General features: G+C 52.2%; 15 protein-coding genes. All 15 read left to right on the top strand.

All coding sequences use genetic code 11. The annotated features are described in order from the left end of the window. Positions 1 to 52 precede the first annotated feature (52 nt). The 15 genes from frr (at position 53) to ldcC (ending at position 19,063) form a co-directional block, all read left to right on the top strand. Positions 53 to 610, top strand: a complete 558-nt coding sequence (gene frr, locus C2U43_RS21145) for a ribosome recycling factor (protein WP_003018547.1) — start codon at positions 53 to 55, stop codon at positions 608 to 610. Between the two features lie 183 nt (positions 611 to 793). Then, complete coding sequence (gene ispC / locus C2U43_RS21140; protein WP_103285740.1) at positions 794 to 1,990, top strand: 1-deoxy-D-xylulose-5-phosphate reductoisomerase; 1,197 nt, start codon at positions 794 to 796, stop codon at positions 1,988 to 1,990. A 187-nt stretch (positions 1,991 to 2,177) separates the two neighbouring features. Beyond that, entirely contained in the window at positions 2,178 to 2,936 is a 759-nt protein-coding gene (gene ispU, locus C2U43_RS21135) for a (2E,6E)-farnesyl-diphosphate-specific ditrans,polycis-undecaprenyl-diphosphate synthase (RefSeq protein ID WP_008786266.1), read from the top strand. Positions 2,937 to 2,948: 12 nt separating this feature from the next. Next, entirely contained in the window at positions 2,949 to 3,806 is an 858-nt protein-coding gene (gene cdsA, locus C2U43_RS21130; RefSeq protein ID WP_008786267.1) for a phosphatidate cytidylyltransferase, read from the top strand. Between the two features lie 11 nt (positions 3,807 to 3,817). Then, entirely contained in the window at positions 3,818 to 5,170 is a 1,353-nt protein-coding gene (gene rseP, locus C2U43_RS21125; protein ID WP_103285739.1) for a sigma E protease regulator RseP, read from the top strand. 29 nt (positions 5,171 to 5,199) lie between these two features. Beyond that, the gene (gene bamA / locus C2U43_RS21120; RefSeq protein WP_103285738.1) at positions 5,200 to 7,617 is read left to right on the top strand and encodes an outer membrane protein assembly factor BamA; all 2,418 of its coding nucleotides are present in this window, start codon (positions 5,200 to 5,202) and stop codon (positions 7,615 to 7,617) included. A gap of 122 nt (positions 7,618 to 7,739) precedes the next feature. Then, positions 7,740 to 8,225, top strand: a complete 486-nt coding sequence (gene skp, locus C2U43_RS21115; RefSeq protein WP_003018533.1) for a molecular chaperone Skp — start codon at positions 7,740 to 7,742, stop codon at positions 8,223 to 8,225. 3 nt (positions 8,226 to 8,228) lie between these two features. Beyond that, on the top strand, positions 8,229 to 9,254 hold the full coding sequence (lpxD, locus tag C2U43_RS21110) for a UDP-3-O-(3-hydroxymyristoyl)glucosamine N-acyltransferase (RefSeq protein WP_003018531.1): 1,026 nt from the start codon (positions 8,229 to 8,231) through the stop codon (positions 9,252 to 9,254). A 103-nt stretch (positions 9,255 to 9,357) separates the two neighbouring features. Next, on the top strand, positions 9,358 to 9,813 hold the full coding sequence (fabZ, locus tag C2U43_RS21105; RefSeq protein ID WP_003018528.1) for a 3-hydroxyacyl-ACP dehydratase FabZ: 456 nt from the start codon (positions 9,358 to 9,360) through the stop codon (positions 9,811 to 9,813). A 3-nt stretch (positions 9,814 to 9,816) separates the two neighbouring features. Then, positions 9,817 to 10,605, top strand: coding sequence for an acyl-ACP--UDP-N-acetylglucosamine O-acyltransferase (lpxA, locus tag C2U43_RS21100; protein WP_003018525.1), 789 nt, complete (start codon positions 9,817 to 9,819; stop codon positions 10,603 to 10,605). Then, entirely contained in the window at positions 10,605 to 11,753 is a 1,149-nt protein-coding gene (lpxB, locus tag C2U43_RS21095) for a lipid-A-disaccharide synthase (RefSeq protein WP_103285737.1), read from the top strand. The genes lpxA and lpxB overlap by 1 nt, the downstream gene beginning before the upstream one ends. Beyond that, a complete protein-coding gene (rnhB, locus tag C2U43_RS21090; protein ID WP_003018518.1) occupies positions 11,750 to 12,346 on the top strand; it encodes a ribonuclease HII in 597 nt (198 codons plus the stop codon). Before lpxB ends, rnhB begins: the two co-directional genes overlap by 4 nt. A 24-nt stretch (positions 12,347 to 12,370) precedes the next feature. Next, positions 12,371 to 15,853 carry a DNA polymerase III subunit alpha gene (dnaE, locus tag C2U43_RS21085; protein WP_008786271.1) on the top strand — a complete coding sequence of 1,161 codons (3,483 nt, stop codon included), beginning with the start codon at positions 12,371 to 12,373 and terminating at the stop codon, positions 15,851 to 15,853. 12 nt (positions 15,854 to 15,865) lie between these two features. Continuing rightward, the gene (gene accA, locus C2U43_RS21080) at positions 15,866 to 16,825 is read left to right on the top strand and encodes an acetyl-CoA carboxylase carboxyl transferase subunit alpha (RefSeq protein ID WP_003829164.1); all 960 of its coding nucleotides are present in this window, start codon (positions 15,866 to 15,868) and stop codon (positions 16,823 to 16,825) included. Between the two features lie 99 nt (positions 16,826 to 16,924). After that, complete coding sequence (gene ldcC, locus C2U43_RS21075; protein ID WP_100271477.1) at positions 16,925 to 19,063, top strand: lysine decarboxylase LdcC; 2,139 nt, start codon at positions 16,925 to 16,927, stop codon at positions 19,061 to 19,063. The last annotated feature ends 25 nt before the right edge of the window (positions 19,064 to 19,088 follow it).

The following is a 19,088-nucleotide window of genomic DNA, read 5'->3' as shown; positions in this document are numbered from 1 at the left end:
TCTTGCGTGGCGGGTATGGTCTGACTGAAACAAGCTTTCAAGGATTCGTAACGTGATCAACGATATCAGAAAAGATGCTGAAGTACGCATGGACAAATGCGTCGAAGCGTTCAAAAACCAAATCAGCAAAATTCGCACGGGTCGTGCTTCTCCTAGCCTGCTGGATGGTATTGTCGTGGAATATTACGGCACGCCGACTCCGCTGCGCCAGCTGGCAAGCGTAACGGTTGAAGATTCCCGTACCCTGAAAATCAACGTATTTGACCGTTCTATGGGTCCAGCCGTTGAGAAAGCAATCATGGCTTCCGACCTCGGTCTGAATCCAAGCTCTGCGGGCTCTGACATCCGCGTTCCGCTGCCGCCGCTGACCGAAGAACGTCGTAAAGATCTGACCAAGATCGTACGTGGTGAAGCTGAAGGCGCGCGTGTTGCGGTACGTAACGTACGCCGTGATGCAAACGACAAAGTGAAAGCGTTGTTGAAAGAAAAAGAGATCAGCGAAGATGACGATCGCCGTTCTCAGGACGACGTACAGAAACTGACTGACGCAGCAATCAAAAAAGTTGATGCGGCGCTGGCAGAGAAAGAAGCAGAACTGATGCAGTTCTGATTCGCCTGTACGCTAAAAACGCCGCTTAGAAGGCCTGAGAAGGCTGGATGGCGGCGTTTTGCTTTTTTCTGTCTACATACTCTAAATAATTCAAGTTGCAGGAAGGCGGTGACGCCAAAGGCCGAGTAAAGCCAACGTACATGCAACTTGAAGTATGGCGAGTAAAATTCTTCTGGATGTCCGATGAAGCAATTAACCATCCTGGGATCAACCGGTTCCATTGGTTGCAGTACGCTGGATGTAGTACGCCATAACCCGGAAAAATTTCGTGTTGCTGCGTTGGTGGCGGGTAAAAATGTTGCCCGTATGGTAGAGCAATGCCTGGAGTTTGCACCTCGCTATGCGGTAATGGATGATGAAAAAAGCGCGGCACAGGTAAAAGCTGCTCTTTTGGCACAGGGTAGCCGTACCGAGGTGATGAGCGGGCAGCAGGCTGCCTGTGATATGGCTGCGCTGGATGATGTTGATCAGGTCATGGCGGCGATTGTCGGCGCAGCGGGTTTGCTGCCGACGCTGGCGGCAATTCGTGCGAGCAAAAGCATTTTACTGGCGAATAAAGAATCGCTGGTGACCTGCGGTCGTCTGTTTATGGACGACTTGAAACGCCACAAAGCGCAGCTTTTGCCGGTAGATAGCGAGCATAACGCGATTTTTCAGAGTTTACCGCAACCTATCCAACACAATCTGGGATACGCTGACCTTGAGCAAAACGGCGTCATGTCAGTTCTGCTTACCGGGTCTGGTGGCCCATTCCGTGAAACGCCATTGCGCGATCTGGTCTCTATGACCCCCGATCAGGCATGCCGTCATCCGAATTGGTCGATGGGACGAAAAATCTCTGTCGATTCCGCCACCATGATGAACAAAGGTCTGGAATACATTGAAGCGCGTTGGTTATTTAATGCCAGTGCAAGCCAGATGGAAGTGCTGATTCACCCGCAGTCGGTTATTCATTCGATGGTCCGTTATCAGGATGGTAGTGTTCTGGCGCAGTTGGGTGAACCTGATATGCGTACACCTATTGCCCATACGATGGCATGGCCAGAACGTGTGACGTCCGGTGTTAAGCCTGTCGACTTTTGCAAACTCAGTGCGTTGACGTTTTCCGCACCTGATTACCAGCGTTATCCGTGCCTGAAACTGGCGATGGACGCGTTTGAGCAAGGTCAGGCGGCGACGACCGCACTCAATGCCGCGAATGAAATTACCGTTGCCGCATTCCTGGCGCAGCAGATCCGATTTACCGATATTGCCGATCTCAATTTATCTGTACTGGATAAGATGGATTTGCAGGAACCGCAGAGCGTTGACGACGTGTTGAAGGTCGATGCCATCGCGCGGGAAGTCGCCAGAAAAGAAGTGATGCGACTCTCAAGCTGATGATAATCCCTCTACGGAGAATCGTGCTATTTGTTAGCGTTGGGCTTCAGTGATATAGTCTGCGCCACCCGATCGCGGGTATTTGCTTTTTTTCGGTCGGGTAAGCCGTGGTTTGACACGGCTTTTTTGTGGATAGGCTTCAGTATTCCTGAGTACCGTAAATCCTTTCAGGGACTAATAACGCGTTATGTTGTCTGCAACTAAACCATTAAGCGAAAATTTGCCAGCACATGGTTGTCGCCATGTCGCAATTATCATGGATGGCAATGGCCGCTGGGCGAAAAAGCAAGGGAAGATTCGCGCCTTTGGGCATAAGGCTGGAGCAAAATCCGTCCGCCGGGCTGTCTCTTTTGCTGCAAATAACGGTATTGATGCGTTAACGCTGTATGCCTTTAGCAGTGAGAACTGGAACCGACCTGCGCAGGAAGTGAGCGCGTTAATGGAACTGTTTGTGTGGGCACTTGATAGCGAAGTGAAAAACCTACATCGCCATAACGTACGCCTGCGTATTATCGGGGATATCAGTCGATTTAACTCACGTTTGCAAGAACGGATTCGCAAATCAGAAGCGATTACCGCCCAGAATACCGGGTTGACGCTGAATATTGCAGCGAATTACGGTGGACGGTGGGATATTGTCCAGGGAGTCAGGCAACTGGCGCAACAGGTGCAGGACGGTGTGCTGCATCCTGAGCAAATCGATGAAGAGATGCTTGGGCAGCAAATTTGTATGCATGAGCTGGCTCCTGTGGATTTAGTGATAAGGACTGGGGGAGAGCACCGAATTAGTAATTTTCTGTTGTGGCAAATTGCCTATGCCGAACTTTACTTTACCGATGTTCTCTGGCCCGATTTCGATGAACAAGACTTTGAAGGTGCGCTGCATGCCTTTGCTAATCGTGAGCGTCGTTTCGGCGGCACCGAACCCGGTGATGAAAAAGCCTGATGGGGGTCGCTTTTGCTGAAGTATCGCCTGATTTCTGCTTTTGTTTTAATACCCGTTGTCATCGCGGCGCTGTTTTTGCTGCCGCCGGTGGGGTTCGCCATTGTTACGTTGGTCGTCTGTATGTTGGCCGCCTGGGAATGGGGACAGTTAAGCGGTTTTACCACGCGTACGCAGCGAGTCTGGCTGGCGGTTTTGTGCGGGCTATTGCTGGCACTGATGCTATTTTTGCTGCCAGAATACCATCGCGATATCCATCAACCGCTGGTTGAAGTATCGCTGTGGGCGTCGCTGGGCTGGTGGGTCGTAGCGCTGTTACTGGTATTGTTTTACCCAGGGTCTGCGTCGGTCTGGCGTAATTCCAAAACATTACGCATAATTTTCGGCGTGTTAACCATTGTCCCGTTCTTTTGGGGAATGCTGGCGCTACGTGCATGGCACTATGATGAGAATCATTATAGTGGCGCGCTATGGCTGCTGTATGTCATGATCCTCGTTTGGGGAGCGGACTCTGGTGCGTATATGTTTGGTAAGCTGTTTGGCAAACATAAGCTGGCACCGAAGGTTTCTCCTGGAAAAACCTGGCAGGGTTTTTTTGGCGGACTCGCCACTGCGGCCGTGATCTCATGGGGTTATGGCATGTGGGCGAATCTTGAAGTTGCGCCTGTCACCTTGCTCATTTGCTCCATCGTTGCAGCCCTGGCCTCCGTGCTGGGTGACCTGACCGAGAGTATGTTTAAGCGTGAAGCAGGTATTAAGGACAGTGGTCACTTAATTCCAGGACACGGCGGTATTCTGGATCGTATTGATAGCCTGACGGCTGCGGTACCGGTCTTTGCCTGCCTGTTGTTACTGGTGTTCAGGACGCTCTAACGGATGGTCTTATGCTGAGTATTCTCTGGAATTTGGCTGCATTCATCATCGCACTTGGTGTGCTTATCACCGTGCATGAATTTGGTCATTTCTGGGTTGCGCGGCGCTGCGGAGTCCGCGTCGAACGCTTTTCCATTGGCTTTGGAAAAGCGCTTTGGCGGCGTACCGATAAATCAGGTACGGAATACGTCATCGCCATGATTCCCCTCGGCGGTTACGTCAAAATGCTGGATGAGCGCGCTGAACCGGTCGCACCGGAATTGCGCCATTACGCCTTCAACAATAAAACGGTTGGACAACGTGCTGCCATTATCGCCGCGGGTCCGATTGCAAACTTCCTTTTTGCTATTTTTGCTTATTGGCTGGTGTTTATCATTGGCGTCCCTGGCGTTCGTCCGGTTATTGGTGAAATAACACCCAACTCGATTGCTGCACAGGCGCAAATTCAGCCGGGTACGGAACTAAAAGCGGTTGATGGCATCGAAACCCCTGATTGGGATGCCGTGCGATTGCAACTGGTATCCAAAATTGGCGATGAGCATACGACCCTCAGCGTGGCGCAATTTGGCAGTAACCAGCGACAGGACAAAACGCTGGATTTACGCCATTGGGCATTTGAGCCAGACAAAGAGGATCCTGTCTCTAGTTTGGGCATGCGTCCGCGTGGTCCGCAGATTGAACCGGTACTGTCAGAAGTGCAGGTTAACTCCGCTGCAAGTAAGGCAGGTTTGCAAGCTGGCGACAGGATCGTTAAAGTCAATGGTCAGTCGCTGACGCAATGGATGACGTTCGTGACGCTGGTGCGCGATAATCCGGATACGCCGTTAGCGCTAGATATTGAAAGACAAGGAAGTTCCTTGTCTTTAACGTTAACCCCAGATTCAAAACAGGTTAACGGTAAGGCAGAAGGGTTTGCGGGCGTGGTGCCTAAAGTTATTCCTCTGCCTGATGAGTATAAGACTGTACGCCAGTATGGGCCATTCAGCGCCATCCTCGAAGCCTCGGATAAAACGTGGCAGTTGATGAAGCTGACGGTCAGTATGCTGGGAAAATTGATTACCGGTGATGTAAAACTGAACAACCTCAGTGGGCCGATTTCTATCGCCCAGGGGGCTGGGATGTCAGCGGAGTTCGGGATTATTTATTACCTGATGTTCCTTGCGCTTATCAGCGTGAACTTAGGGATAATCAACCTGTTTCCGTTGCCCGTTCTTGACGGGGGGCATCTGCTGTTCCTGGCGATTGAAAAGCTGAAGGGCGGTCCGGTATCCGAGCGGGTTCAAGACTTTAGTTATCGCATTGGCTCTATCTTGCTGGTGTTGTTAATGGGGCTTGCACTTTTCAATGATTTCTCTCGGTTGTAAGAGAGTGTTAGGAAGAACGCATAATAACGATGGCGATGAAAAAGTTGCTCATAGCGTCGCTGCTGTTTAGCAGCGCCACCGTATACGGTGCTGAAGGGTTCGTAGTGAAGGACATTCATTTCGAAGGCCTACAGCGAGTCGCCGTTGGTGCGGCTCTCCTCAGTATGCCGGTGCGCACAGGCGACACGGTTAATGATGAAGACATCAGTAATACCATTCGTGCTCTGTTCGCCACCGGAAACTTTGAGGATGTCCGCGTCCTGCGCGATGGTGATACCCTTCTGGTTCAGGTAAAAGAACGTCCGACGATTGCCAGCATCACTTTCTCCGGTAACAAATCGGTGAAAGATGACATGCTGAAGCAAAACCTCGAGGCGTCTGGCGTGCGTGTTGGCGAGTCTCTGGATCGCACAACGCTTGCCGATATCGAAAAGGGCCTGGAAGATTTCTACTATAGCGTCGGTAAGTACAGCGCCAGTGTGAAAGCGGTGGTGACGCCGTTGCCGCGTAACCGCGTTGACCTCAAGCTGGTCTTCCAGGAAGGTGTTTCGGCGAAGATCCAACAGATCAATATCGTCGGCAACCATGCCTTCTCGACTGACGAACTTATCTCTCACTTCCAGTTGCGTGACGAAGTGCCGTGGTGGAACGTGGTGGGCGATCGTAAATACCAGAAACAGAAGCTGGCGGGCGACCTTGAAACCCTGCGTAGCTACTATCTGGATCGCGGTTATGCTCGCTTCAATATTGATTCCACTCAGGTCAGCCTGACGCCGGATAAAAAAGGCATCTACATCACCGTTAACATCACTGAAGGCGAGCAGTACAAGCTTTCTGGGGTTCAGGTGAGCGGTAACCTGGCCGGGCACTCCGCCGAAATTGAGACCCTGACGAAGATCGAGCCAGGTGAACTCTATAACGGCACCAAAGTGACCAAAATGGAAGATGACATCAAGAAGCTTCTGGGTCGCTATGGCTATGCCTATCCGCGCGTTCAGTCGCAGCCTGAAATCAACGACGCCGACAAAACCGTTAAATTACGTGTAAACGTGGATGCGGGTAACCGTTTCTATGTGCGTAAGATCCGTTTTGAAGGTAACGACACTTCTAAAGACTCCGTTCTGCGTCGCGAAATGCGTCAGATGGAAGGCGCATGGTTGGGCAGCGATCTGGTCGACCAGGGTAAAGAGCGTCTGAACCGTCTGGGTTACTTTGAAACCGTTGATACCGATACTCAGCGTGTTCCGGGCAGCCCGGATCAGGTTGATGTGGTCTACAAGGTCAAAGAGCGTAACACCGGTAGCTTTAACTTCGGCGTCGGTTACGGTACCGAGAGCGGCGTGAGCTTCCAGGCTGGCGTTCAGCAAGATAACTGGTTAGGTACCGGTTATTCTGTCGGGATTAACGGCACCAAAAACGACTACCAGACCTATACTGAGTTGTCTGTCACTAACCCGTACTTCACCGTTGATGGTGTGAGCCTTGGTGGCCGCGTCTTCTATAACGACTTTGAAGCGGATGATGCAGACCTGTCCGACTATACCAACAAAAGTTATGGTACAGACGTGACGCTGGGCTTCCCGGTCAACGAATACAACACGTTGCGTGCGGGCCTGGGTTATGTACATAACAAACTGTCCAATATGCAGCCGCAGGTTGCGATGGATCGTTATCTTGAGTCAATGGGTGAGACCAATACCAACAGCTTTGCTGCGGATGACTTCACCTTTAACTATGGTTGGACATATAACAAGCTTGACCGCGGCTACTTCCCAACGGAAGGTACGCGCGTCAACCTGAACGGCAAAGTCACCATTCCGGGTTCTGACAACGAATACTATAAAGCGACGTTGGATACCGCGACCTATGTGCCGATCGATGACGATCATAAATGGGTCATCCTGGGTCGTACCAAGGTAGGTTATGGAGACGGTATAGGCAGCAAAGAGTTGCCGTTCTACGAGAACTTCTATGCGGGTGGCTCCAGCACCGTGCGTGGTTTCCAGTCTAATACCATCGGTCCGAAAGCGGTCTATAAACCTGGGGCTTACGCCGGCGATACTGACAGCTACGAAGAGTGTACCAATAAAGACGGTTCGTACTGTAAATCAGACGATGCGGTCGGTGGTAACGCCATGGCCGTAGCCAGCCTGGAATTTATTACCCCGACGCCGTTTATCAGCGATAAGTATGCTAACTCGGTCCGTACCTCCTTCTTCTGGGATATGGGTACCGTTTGGGATACTAACTGGCAGGATAGCGATCAAACTCGTGCTATTGGGGTTCCAGATTACGGTGATCCGAGCAATATCCGTATGTCTGCAGGTATCGCGTTACAATGGATGTCCCCATTGGGGCCGTTGGTTTTCTCCTACGCCCAGCCGTTCAAGAAGTACGATGGAGACAAAGCGGAACAGTTCCAGTTTAACATTGGTAAAACCTGGTAACTGTTCTTCGCAAAGGAATGTAGTGGTAGTGTAGCGATGACTTTAGGCGATCTTGCATGGGATCGCCTGGCCACGCAAAGAACTGCACCTTCGGGTGCAAATGGGATGGTAAGGAGTTAATTGTGAAAAAGTGGTTATTAGCTGCAGGTCTCGGTTTAGCGATGGCAACGTCCGCACAGGCTGCTGACAAAATTGCAATCGTCAATATGGGTAGCCTGTTCCAACAGGTTGCACAGAAGACGGGTGTTTCTGCTACGCTGGAAAACGAGTTCAAAGGCCGTGCCAGCGAACTGCAGCGTATGGAATCCGATCTGCAATCTAAAATGCAGCGTCTGCAATCAATGAAAGCAGGTAGCGATCGTACCAAGCTGGAAAAAGACGTCATGGCTCAGCGCCAGACTTTCTCTCAGAAAGCTCAGGCTTTCGAGCAGGATCGTGCACGTCGTTCCAACGAAGAACGTGGCAAACTGGTTACTCGTATCCAGACAGCTGTGAAATCTGTTGCCAGCAGCCAGAGCATTGATCTGGTCGTTGACGCAAACACCGTTGCATACAACAGCAGCGATGTAAAAGACATCACCGCTGACGTACTGAAACAGGTTAAATAAGTAATGCCTTCAATTCGACTGGCTGATTTAGCAGAGCAGTTGGATGCAGAATTACACGGTGATGGCGATATCGTCATCACCGGCGTAGCGTCCATGCAATCTGCGCAAACTGGCAATATCACGTTCATGGTGAATCCTAAATACCGTGAACATTTAGGCGTATGCCAGGCGTCTGCCGTTGTGATGACGCAGGACGATCTTCCTTTTGCTAAGAGTGCGGCGCTGGTAGTGAAGAATCCCTACCTGACCTATGCACGTATGGCGCAAATTTTAGATACCACGCCTCAGCCTGCACAGAACATTGCACCCAGTGCAGTGATCGATGCAACGGCGAAGCTGGGTAATAATGTCTCTGTGGGCGCAAATGCGGTCATTGAGTCTGGCGTAGAACTGGGCGATAACGTGGTTATCGGTGCAGGTTGCTTCGTCGGAAAAAATACCAAAATCGGTGCAGGTTCACGCTTGTGGGCGAATGTGACGATTTACCACGACATCCAGATCGGTGAAAATTGCCTGATCCAGTCCAGCACTGTCGTTGGATCTGATGGATTTGGTTACGCGAACGATCGTGGTAACTGGGTGAAGATCCCCCAGCTTGGTCGCGTGATTATCGGCGATCGCGTCGAGATCGGCGCTTGTACCACCATTGACCGTGGTGCTCTGGACGATACTGTGATCGGTAATGGTGTTATCATTGATAACCAGTGCCAGATTGCGCATAACGTTGTGATTGGCGACAATACGGCGGTAGCCGGTGGCGTCATTATGGCGGGTAGCCTGAAGATTGGCCGTTATTGCATGATTGGCGGTGCCAGCGTGATCAATGGGCATATGGAAATATGCGACAAAGTTACGGTAACTGGCATGGGTATGGTGATGCGTCCTATCACTGAACCTGGCGTCTACTCCTCAGGCATTCCGCTACAACCCAACAAGGTATGGCGTAAAACAGCTGCACTGGTGATGAATATTGATGATATGAGCAAGCGCCTCAAAGCGATTGAGCGCAAGGTTAATCAACAAGACTAAAGCACCGTTTTTGCATGTCTGACTTTTCGGCCTGTCCCATTCATACGATTGCGACAGGCCGTGTTATTATTGCCTTTTAGTATATTTTGACAGGAAGAGTATTTTGACTACTAACACTCATACTCTGCATATTGAAGAGATTTTAGAACTTCTGCCGCACCGTTTTCCGTTTCTGCTGGTTGACCGCGTGCTGGATTTTGAAGAAGGTCGTTTTCTGCGCGCAGTGAAAAATGTATCCGTTAACGAGCCTTTCTTTCAGGGCCACTTCCCGGGTAAACCTATTTTCCCTGGCGTATTGATTCTGGAAGCGATGGCACAGGCTACCGGTATCCTCGCGTTTAAAAGCGTAGGAAAACTGGAACCAGGCGAACTGTATTATTTCGCTGGTATTGATGAAGCACGCTTTAAGCGTCCTGTCGTGCCTGGCGATCAGATGATCATGGAAGTGACTTTCGAGAAAACGCGCCGTGGCCTGACCCGTTTTAAAGGGGTTGCGCTGGTCGACGGTAAAGTTGTGTGCGAAGCAACGATGATGTGTGCCCGTAGCCGGGAGGCCTGATACGTGATTGATAAATCCGCCTTTATTCACCCGACCGCCATTGTAGAAGAGGGCGCCAGCATTGGTGCCAATGCTCACATTGGCCCATTTTGTATTGTTGGACCCCATGTTGAAATTGGTGAGGGTACCGTACTGAAGTCTCACGTTGTCGTGAATGGCCATACAAAAATTGGTCGCGATAACGAGATCTATCAGTTTGCCTCCATCGGTGAAGTTAACCAGGATCTTAAATATGCTGGTGAACCGACCCGTGTGGAAATTGGCGATCGCAACCGCATCCGCGAAAGCGTCACCATTCATCGTGGCACAGTGCAGGGCGGTGGAGTGACGAAGGTGGGCAGCGATAACTTACTGATGATTAATGCGCACGTCGCGCATGATTGTACGGTAGGCAACCGCTGTATTCTGGCGAATAACGCCACGCTTGCCGGACATGTTTCGCTTGATGATTTTGTTATCATCGGCGGCATGACTGCGGTGCATCAGTTCTGCATCATCGGTGCACATGTGATGGTTGGCGGCTGTTCTGGTGTAGCCCAGGACGTGCCTCCGTACGTTATCGCCCAGGGCAACCACGCGACGCCGTTTGGCGTCAATATCGAAGGTCTGAAGCGTCGTGGATTCACCCGCGAAGCGATTACCGCGATTCGTAACGCCTACAAAGCGTTGTACCGTAGCGGTAAAACGCTGGAAGAAGTGAAACCAGAAATCGCGGAACTGGCGAAACAGTACCCCGAAGTTCAGGCTTTCAGCGACTTCTTTGAGCGCTCAACGCGTGGCCTGATTCGTTAATGACTGAACAGCGTCCTTTAACGATTGCCCTCGTCGCCGGAGAAACCTCCGGCGATATTCTTGGTGCAGGGTTAATCCGTGCACTCAAGGCTCGCGTTCCCAATGCGCGTTTTGTTGGCGTGGCGGGTCCGCTGATGCAGGCCGAAGGTTGTGAAGCCTGGTACGAAATGGAAGAGCTGGCGGTCATGGGCATTGTTGAAGTGCTCGGACGCCTGCGCCGTTTACTGCATATTCGTGCCGACCTCACTCGCCGATTCACCGACTTAAAGCCGGATGTTTTCGTCGGCATTGATGCGCCTGATTTCAATATTACCCTCGAAGGGAACTTGAAAAAACAGGGCATTAAAACCATTCATTATGTCAGTCCGTCCGTCTGGGCGTGGCGACAGAAACGCGTTTTCAAAATAGGCAGATCCACCAACATGGTGCTGGCCTTTCTGCCTTTCGAAAAAGCGTTTTATGACAAATTTAACGTCCCGTGCCGCTTTATCGGTCATACCATGGCGGATGCCATGCCGTTGGACCCGGATAAAAATGCGGCACGTGATGTTCTGGGCATTCCTCATGACGCTCACTGCCTGGCGCTATTGCCAGGAAGCCGCGGTGCAGAAGTGGAGATGCTCAGCGCCGATTTTCTGAAAACGGCGCAGCTATTACGCCAGCCTTATCCGGATCTCGAAGTGGTGGTGCCGTTGGTGAATGCCAAACGTCGCGAGCAGTTTGAACGCATTAAAGCGGAAGTTGCACCGGAGCTTTCTGTACATCTGCTCAATGGGATGGGACGTGAAGCAATGGTGGCCAGCGATGCCGCACTGCTGGCTTCAGGTACCGCCGCGCTGGAATGTATGCTGGCAAAATGCCCGATGGTGGTTGGCTACCGTATGAAACCCTTCACCTTTTGGCTGGCGAAGCGCCTGGTGAAAACGGATTACGTTTCGCTACCTAACCTGCTGGCGGGAAGAGAACTGGTTAAAGAGCTGTTGCAGGAAGAGTGTGAACCGCAGGCGTTGTCGCAAGCGCTGTTGCCGTTGCTGGCAAATGGTAAAACCAGCCATGCGATGCACGACACATTCCGTGAACTGCACCAGCAGATCCGTTGCAATGCTGATGAGCAGGCAGCGGATGCGGTCCTGGAGTTAGCGCAATGATTGAATTTGTGTATCCGCATACGCATTTAGTAGCGGGTGTGGATGAAGTCGGGCGCGGCCCTTTGGTTGGCGCAGTCGTCACAGCTGCCGTCATTCTGGATCCGGCTCGCCCTATTATCGGTCTTAACGACTCAAAAAAACTGTCAGAAAAACGTCGCCTGGCGCTGTTTGATGAAATTAAAGAAAAAGCGTTAAGCTGGAGCCTGGGTCGGGCGGAACCGCATGAAATCGACGAGCTGAACATTTTGCATGCCACCATGCTGGCCATGCAGCGTGCGGTTGCGGGTCTGCATATTGCGCCTGAATACGTGCTGATTGACGGCAATCGTTGCCCGGCATTACCGGTACCGTCGATGGCGGTGGTCAAAGGTGATAGCCGCGTGGCGGAGATTAGCGCCGCATCGATTCTGGCAAAAGTGACCCGTGACGCTGAAATGGCGGCGCTGGATACGGTTTTTCCACAGTATGGTTTTGCACAGCACAAAGGCTATCCAACCGCATTTCATCTGGAAAAATTGGCACTGCATGGTGCGACTGAGCACCATCGCCGCAGCTTTGGCCCCGTCAAACGCGCACTGGGACTCTCGTCCTGATTCTTGTGTCGAAGGAATCTGAAGATGTCTGAACCACGTTTCGTCCACCTACGGGTGCACAGCGACTACTCCATGATCGATGGGCTGGCGAAAACCGGGCCGCTGGTGAAAAAGGCGGCCGCGTTAGGCATGCCTGCGCTGGCGATCACCGATTTTACCAACCTGTGTGGTCTGGTGAAGTTTTACGGAGCGGGCCACGGCGCGGGTATCAAGCCGATAGTTGGCGCAGATTTTCATGTCCGCAGTGAGCTGTTGGGCGATGAACTCACGCAACTCACCGTGCTGGCCGCAAATAATACCGGCTATCAGAACCTGACGTTGTTGATTTCGAAAGCCTATCAGCGCGGCTATGGCGCAGAAGGACCGGTTATCGACCGGGACTGGTTGGTTGAGCTAAAAGAAGGTTTGATTTTGCTCTCCGGCGGTCGCATGGGCGATGTCGGACGCAGCCTGCTGCGCGGCAATAGCGCACTGGTTGACGAGTGCGTGGCGTTTTACGAAGAACATTTTCCCAATTGCTATTTCCTCGAACTGATTCGCACCGGCAGGCAAGATGAAGAAAATTATCTGCATGCAGCCGTAGCACTGGCCGAAACGCGTGGTCTACCGGTGGTGGCGACTAACGATGTCCGCTTCCTGGAAACCGGAGATTTCGACGCGCATGAAATCCGCGTAGCAATCCACGACGGGTTCACCCTTGATGACCCGAAACGCCCGCGTAACTATTCGCCGCAGCAGTACATGCGCAGCGAAGATGAGATGTGCGAGCTGTTCTCCGATATTCCGGAAGCGCTGCAAAACACCGTCGAGATAGCCAAACGCTGCAACGTGACGGTGCGTCTGGGCGAATACTTCCTGCCGCAGTTCCCGACCGGCGATATGACCACCGAGGATTTCCTCGTGGCGAAATCACGCGAAGGGCTGGAAGAACGTCTCGAATTTTTGTTCCCTGACCCTGAAGTTCGTGCGCAGAAGCGCCCGCCTTACGATGAACGTCTGGAAGTTGAACTTAAAGTTATCAACCAGATGGGATTCCCTGGCTACTTCCTGATCGTTATGGAATTTATCCAGTGGTCGAAAGATAACGGCGTACCGGTGGGCCCGGGACGTGGTTCCGGCGCTGGCTCACTTGTCGCCTATGCGCTGAAAATTACCGATCTCGATCCGCTGGAATTTGACCTGCTGTTCGAACGTTTCCTTAACCCGGAACGTGTCTCAATGCCCGACTTCGACGTTGACTTCTGTATGGAGAAACGCGACCAGGTTATCGAGCACGTGGCGGAAATGTACGGTCGTGATGCGGTTTCGCAGATTATTACCTTTGGTACGATGGCTGCAAAAGCGGTTATCCGCGACGTGGGCCGCGTGCTGGGACATCCGTACGGTTTCGTTGACCGTATTTCGAAACTGGTGCCGCCCGATCCGGGCATGACGCTGGCAAAAGCCTTTGAAGCCGAACCCCAACTGCCGGAAATCTATGAAGCAGATGAAGAGGTTAAAGCGCTGATTGATATGGCGCGTAAGCTGGAAGGCGTCACGCGTAACGCTGGTAAGCACGCCGGTGGTGTGGTTATCGCACCGACAAAAATTACTGATTTTGCGCCGCTGTACTGCGATGAGCAGGGGCTGCACCCGGTTACTCAGTTTGATAAGAACGACGTGGAATATGCCGGTCTTGTGAAGTTCGACTTCCTCGGCCTGCGTACGCTCACCATCATCAACTGGGCGCTGGAAATGATCAACGCGCGCCGTGAAAAGAACGGTGAGCCACCGCTGGATATTGCGGCTATCCCGCTGGATGACAAGAAAAGCTTCGATATGCTGCAACGCTCGGAGACCACGGCGGTCTTCCAGCTTGAATCCCGCGGTATGAAAGACCTGATCAAACGTCTGCAGCCTGACTGCTTCGAAGACATGATCGCACTGGTGGCTCTGTTCCGCCCAGGTCCGCTACAGTCGGGGATGGTAGATAACTTTATCGACCGTAAGCATGGTCGCGAAGAGATTTCCTACCCGGACGTACAATGGCAGCATGAGTGTCTGAAACCGGTACTGGAGCCGACCTACGGCATTATCCTGTATCAGGAACAGGTTATGCAGATTGCCCAGGAGTTGTCCGGGTACACCCTTGGCGGCGCGGATATGCTGCGTCGTGCGATGGGTAAGAAAAAGCCGGAAGAGATGGCTAAGCAGCGCGGCACCTTTGAAGAAGGGGCGAAAAAGCGCGGCGTAGACGGCGAACTGGCGATGAAAATCTTTGACCTGGTGGAGAAATTCGCCGGTTACGGATTTAACAAATCGCACTCCGCAGCCTATGCGCTGGTCTCTTACCAGACGCTGTGGCTGAAGGCGCATTATCCTGCTGAGTTTATGGCGGCGGTAATGACCGCCGATATGGATAACACCGAGAAAGTGGTCGGGCTGGTAGATGAATGCTGGCGTATGGGGCTCAAAATCCTGCCGCCGGACATCAACTCCGGTCTTTACCATTTTCACGTGAATGATGATGGCGAGATTGTTTATGGCATCGGCGCGATAAAAGGCGTGGGTGAAGGACCAATTGAAGCTATTATTGAGGCGCGTAACGAAGGTGGTTACTTCCGTGAGTTGTTTGATCTCTGTGCGCGCACGGATATCAAAAAACTTAACCGCCGGGTGCTGGAAAAGCTAATCATGTCCGGGGCGTTTGATCGCCTTGGCCCGCATCGCGCGGCGTTGATGAATTCGCTCAACGATGCGCTAAAAGCCGCCGATCAGCATGCAAAAGCCGAAGCCATCGGTCAGGCCGATATGTTTGGCGTACTGGCAGAAGAACCGGAGCAAATTGAACAATCCTATGCCAGTTGCCAACCGTGGCCGGAGCAGGTGGTATTAGATGGTGAGCGTGAAACGTTGGGGCTTTACCTGACGGGACACCCCATCAACCAGTATTTAAAAGAAATTGAGCGCTATGTCGGAGGCTACAGGCTGAAAGACATGCATCCGACAGAACGTGGTAAAGTCACCACGGCTGCGGGGCTCGTCATTGCTGCGCGGGTAATGGTCACCAAGCGCGGCAATCGTATCGGCATCTGTACACTGGATGACCGTTCCGGACGTCTGGAAGTTATGTTGTTTACCGATGCTCTGGATAAATACCAGCAATTGCTGGAAAAAGACCGCATACTTATCGTCAGCGGACAGGTCAGCTTTGATGACTTCAGCGGCGGGCTTAAAATGATGGCCCGTGAAGTCATGGATATTGACGAAGCCCGGGAAAAATATGCTCGCGGGCTTGCTATCTCGCTGACGGACAGGCAAATTGATGACCAGCTTTTAAACCGACTCCGTCAGTCTCTGGAACCCCACCGCTCGGGGACAATTCCAGTACATCTCTACTATCAGAGGGCGGATGCACGTGCGCGGTTGCGTTTTGGCGCGACGTGGCGTGTCTCTCCGAGCGATCGTTTGCTAAACGATCTCCGTGGCCTTATTGGTTCGGAGCAGGTGGAACTGGAGTTTGACTAATACAGGAATACTATGAGTCTGAATTTCCTTGATTTTGAACAGCCGATTGCAGAGCTGGAAGCAAAAATCGATTCTTTGACTGCGGTTAGCCGTCAGGATGAGAAACTGGATATTAACATCGATGAAGAAGTGCATCGCCTGCGTGAAAAAAGCGTAGAACTGACGCGTAAAATCTTCGCCGATCTTGGCGCATGGCAGGTAGCCCAACTGGCGCGCCATCCACAGCGTCCGTACACCCTGGATTATGTCCGCCTGGCGTTTGATGAATTTGATGAGCTGGCGGGCGATCGTGCCTATGCGGATGATAAAGCTATTGTCGGCGGTATCGCGCGTCTGGATGGCCGTCCGGTGATGATCATTGGTCATCAGAAAGGCCGTGAGACCAAAGAAAAGATTCGCCGTAATTTCGGCATGCCAGCGCCGGAAGGCTATCGCAAAGCGCTGCGTCTGATGGAAATGGCCGAGCGTTTCAACATGCCGATCATTACCTTCATCGACACCCCAGGGGCTTACCCGGGCGTGGGCGCGGAAGAGCGTGGTCAGTCAGAAGCGATCGCGCGCAACCTGCGTGAAATGTCGCGTCTGAGCGTACCGGTAATCTGCACCGTTATCGGTGAAGGTGGTTCCGGTGGCGCGCTGGCGATCGGTGTAGGCGATAAAGTGAATATGCTGCAATACAGCACCTATTCCGTTATCTCCCCGGAAGGTTGTGCTTCAATTCTGTGGAAAAGCGCCGACAAAGCACCGCTGGCCGCAGAAGCGATGGGAATTGTTGCCCCGCGTCTGAAAGAGCTGAAGCTTATCGACTCTATCATTCCGGAACCGTTAGGCGGCGCACACCGCAATCCGGAAGTGATGGCTGCGTCCCTGAAAGCACAGCTGCTGGCCGATCTCGCCGATCTCGACGTGTTAAGCAAAGACGATCTGAAAAACCGTCGTTACCAGCGTCTGATGAGCTACGGTTACGCGTAAACTGCATTAATTCCGAAAAGGGCCACAACGTTGTGGCCCTTTTTTTTACCTGTGGTTTGGGCAGGCTATGATTAACTAAGGTTTTTCCAGGAGGAACGCATGAATATCATTGCCATCATGGGACCGCATGGCGTCTTTTATAAAGATGAGCCCATCAAGGAACTTGAACGTGCGCTGCAACAGCAGGGATTTCAGATTATCTGGCCGCAGAATAGCGTTGACCTGCTGAAGTTTATCGAACACAACCCGCGAATTTGCGGCGTCATTTTTGACTGGGATGAATATAGCCTGGAGCTGTGCAGTGACATCAACCAGCTCAACGAGTATCTCCCGCTCTATGCCTTTATTAATACCCATTCGACGATGGATGTCAGTGCGCACGACCTGCGCATGGCGCTGTGGTTTTTTGAGTATGCGCTGGGTCAGTCTGAAGACATTGCCACCCGCATTCGCCAGTACACCAGCGAATACCTCGATAACATCACGCCTCCGTTCACCAAGGCGCTGTTTACCTATGTGAAGGAAGGAAAGTATACCTTCTGTACGCCCGGGCACATGGCGGGTACGGCGTACCAGAAAAGCCCGGTCGGCTGCCTGTTCTATGATTTCTTTGGCGGCAATACGCTGAAAGCCGACGTGTCCATTTCCGTAACCGAACTGGGTTCATTGCTTGATCATACCGGACCACACCTCGAAGCGGAGGAGTACATCGCGCGTACTTTTGGTGCCGAACAGAGCTATATGGTGACCAACGGCACCTCGACATCGAACAAGATTGTCGGCATGTATGCTGCGCCTGCAGGCAGTACGTTACTGATTGACCGCAACTGCCATAAGTCGCTGGCGCATTTGCTGATGATGAGCGATGTGGTGCCAATCTGGTTGAAGCCTACGCGTAACGCGTTGGGGATCCTCGGCGGTATACCCCGTCGGGAATTTACCCATGCAAGTATTGAACGTAAGGTAGAAGAGACGACTCAGGCGCAATGGCCGGTACACGCGGTGATCACCAACTCCACCTATGACGGGCTGCTTTATAACACCAACTGGATCAAGCAAACCCTGGATGTGCCCTCCATCCATTTTGATTCAGCCTGGGTGCCATATACCCATTTTCATCCGATCTATCAGGGGAAAAGCGGGATGAGCGGCGAACGGGTACCGGGAAAGGTGATTTTTGAAACACAGTCCACCCACAAGATGCTGGCGGCGTTGTCACAGGCTTCGCTGATCCACATTAAGGGTGACTATGATGAAGACACGTTCAACGAAGCCTTTATGATGCACACCTCCACGTCTCCGAGCTATCCGATTGTGGCGTCGATAGAAACGGCGGCGGCAATGCTGCGTGGTAATTCCGGCAAGCGGTTAATCAATCGTTCGGTGGAACGGGCGCTGCATTTCCGTAAAGAAGTGCAGCGTCTGCGCGAAGAGTCGGATGGCTGGTTCTTTGATATCTGGCAGCCGGAAAAGGTCGATGAAGCAGAATGTTGGCCGGTAGCGCCAGGTGAAGACTGGCACGGATTTGTTGATGCTGATGCCGACCACATGTTCCTCGACCCGGTGAAGGTCACGATTCTGACGCCGGGAATGGATGAACAGGGAAATATGAGCGAAGAGGGGATCCCCGCGGCGCTGGTGGCGAAATTCCTTGATGAACGCGGCGTCGTCGTCGAAAAAACGGGACCGTATAACCTGTTGTTCCTGTTCAGTATTGGCATAGATAAGACCCGGGCGATGGGGCTGCTACGTGGCCTGACGGAATTTAAGCGCTCGTACGATCTGAATTTACGCGTGAAAAATATGCTGCCGGATCTGTATGCTGAAGATCCCGATTTCTATCGCAATATGCGTATTCAGGATCTGGCACAGGGGATCCATAAGCTGATCCGCCAGCACGATCTCTCCGGACTGATGCTGCGGGCATTTGATACCTTGCCGGAAATGAAAATGACACCGCACCAGGCCTGGCAGCGGCAGATCAAAGGTGAGGTGGAAACCGTGGCGCTTGATCAACTGGTAGGACGCGTGTCCGCCAATATGATCCTGCCTTATCCTCCAGGCGTGCCGCTCTTGATGCCCGGGGAAATGATCACTGCCAAAAGCCGGGCTGTCCTCGATTTTCTTCTGATGCTGTGTTCAGTGGGGCAGCGCTACCCGGGATTTGAAACCGATATCCATGGCGCTAAACTGGGCGAGGATGGCGTGTATCGCGTGAGAGTCTTAAAAATGGCATAACGACTTGCCTGACCCTAAGACGTAC

The sequence above is a fragment of the Citrobacter freundii complex sp. CFNIH9 genome (assembly GCF_002903305.1).
Classification (GTDB): Bacteria; Pseudomonadota; Gammaproteobacteria; order Enterobacterales; family Enterobacteriaceae; genus Citrobacter; species Citrobacter portucalensis.
This window is presented reverse-complemented; position numbering and strand designations above follow the sequence as displayed.

What these genes read in the sequence shown, in the direction of transcription:
- ispC (WP_103285740.1), top strand. Translation starts at nt 794, where the DNA reads ATGAAGCAATTAACCATCCTGGGATCAACCGGTTCCATTGGTTGCAGT.
- ispU (WP_008786266.1), top strand. Translation starts at nt 2,178, where the DNA reads ATGTTGTCTGCAACTAAACCATTAAGCGAAAATTTGCCAGCACATGGT.
- rseP (WP_103285739.1), top strand. Translation starts at nt 3,818, where the DNA reads ATGCTGAGTATTCTCTGGAATTTGGCTGCATTCATCATCGCACTTGGT.
- bamA (WP_103285738.1), top strand. Translation starts at nt 5,200, where the DNA reads ATGGCGATGAAAAAGTTGCTCATAGCGTCGCTGCTGTTTAGCAGCGCC.
- lpxD (WP_003018531.1), top strand. Translation starts at nt 8,229, where the DNA reads ATGCCTTCAATTCGACTGGCTGATTTAGCAGAGCAGTTGGATGCAGAA.
- lpxB (WP_103285737.1), top strand. Translation starts at nt 10,605, where the DNA reads ATGACTGAACAGCGTCCTTTAACGATTGCCCTCGTCGCCGGAGAAACC.
- rnhB (WP_003018518.1), top strand. Translation starts at nt 11,750, where the DNA reads ATGATTGAATTTGTGTATCCGCATACGCATTTAGTAGCGGGTGTGGAT.
- dnaE (WP_008786271.1), top strand. Translation starts at nt 12,371, where the DNA reads ATGTCTGAACCACGTTTCGTCCACCTACGGGTGCACAGCGACTACTCC.
- accA (WP_003829164.1), top strand. Translation starts at nt 15,866, where the DNA reads ATGAGTCTGAATTTCCTTGATTTTGAACAGCCGATTGCAGAGCTGGAA.
- ldcC (WP_100271477.1), top strand. Translation starts at nt 16,925, where the DNA reads ATGAATATCATTGCCATCATGGGACCGCATGGCGTCTTTTATAAAGAT.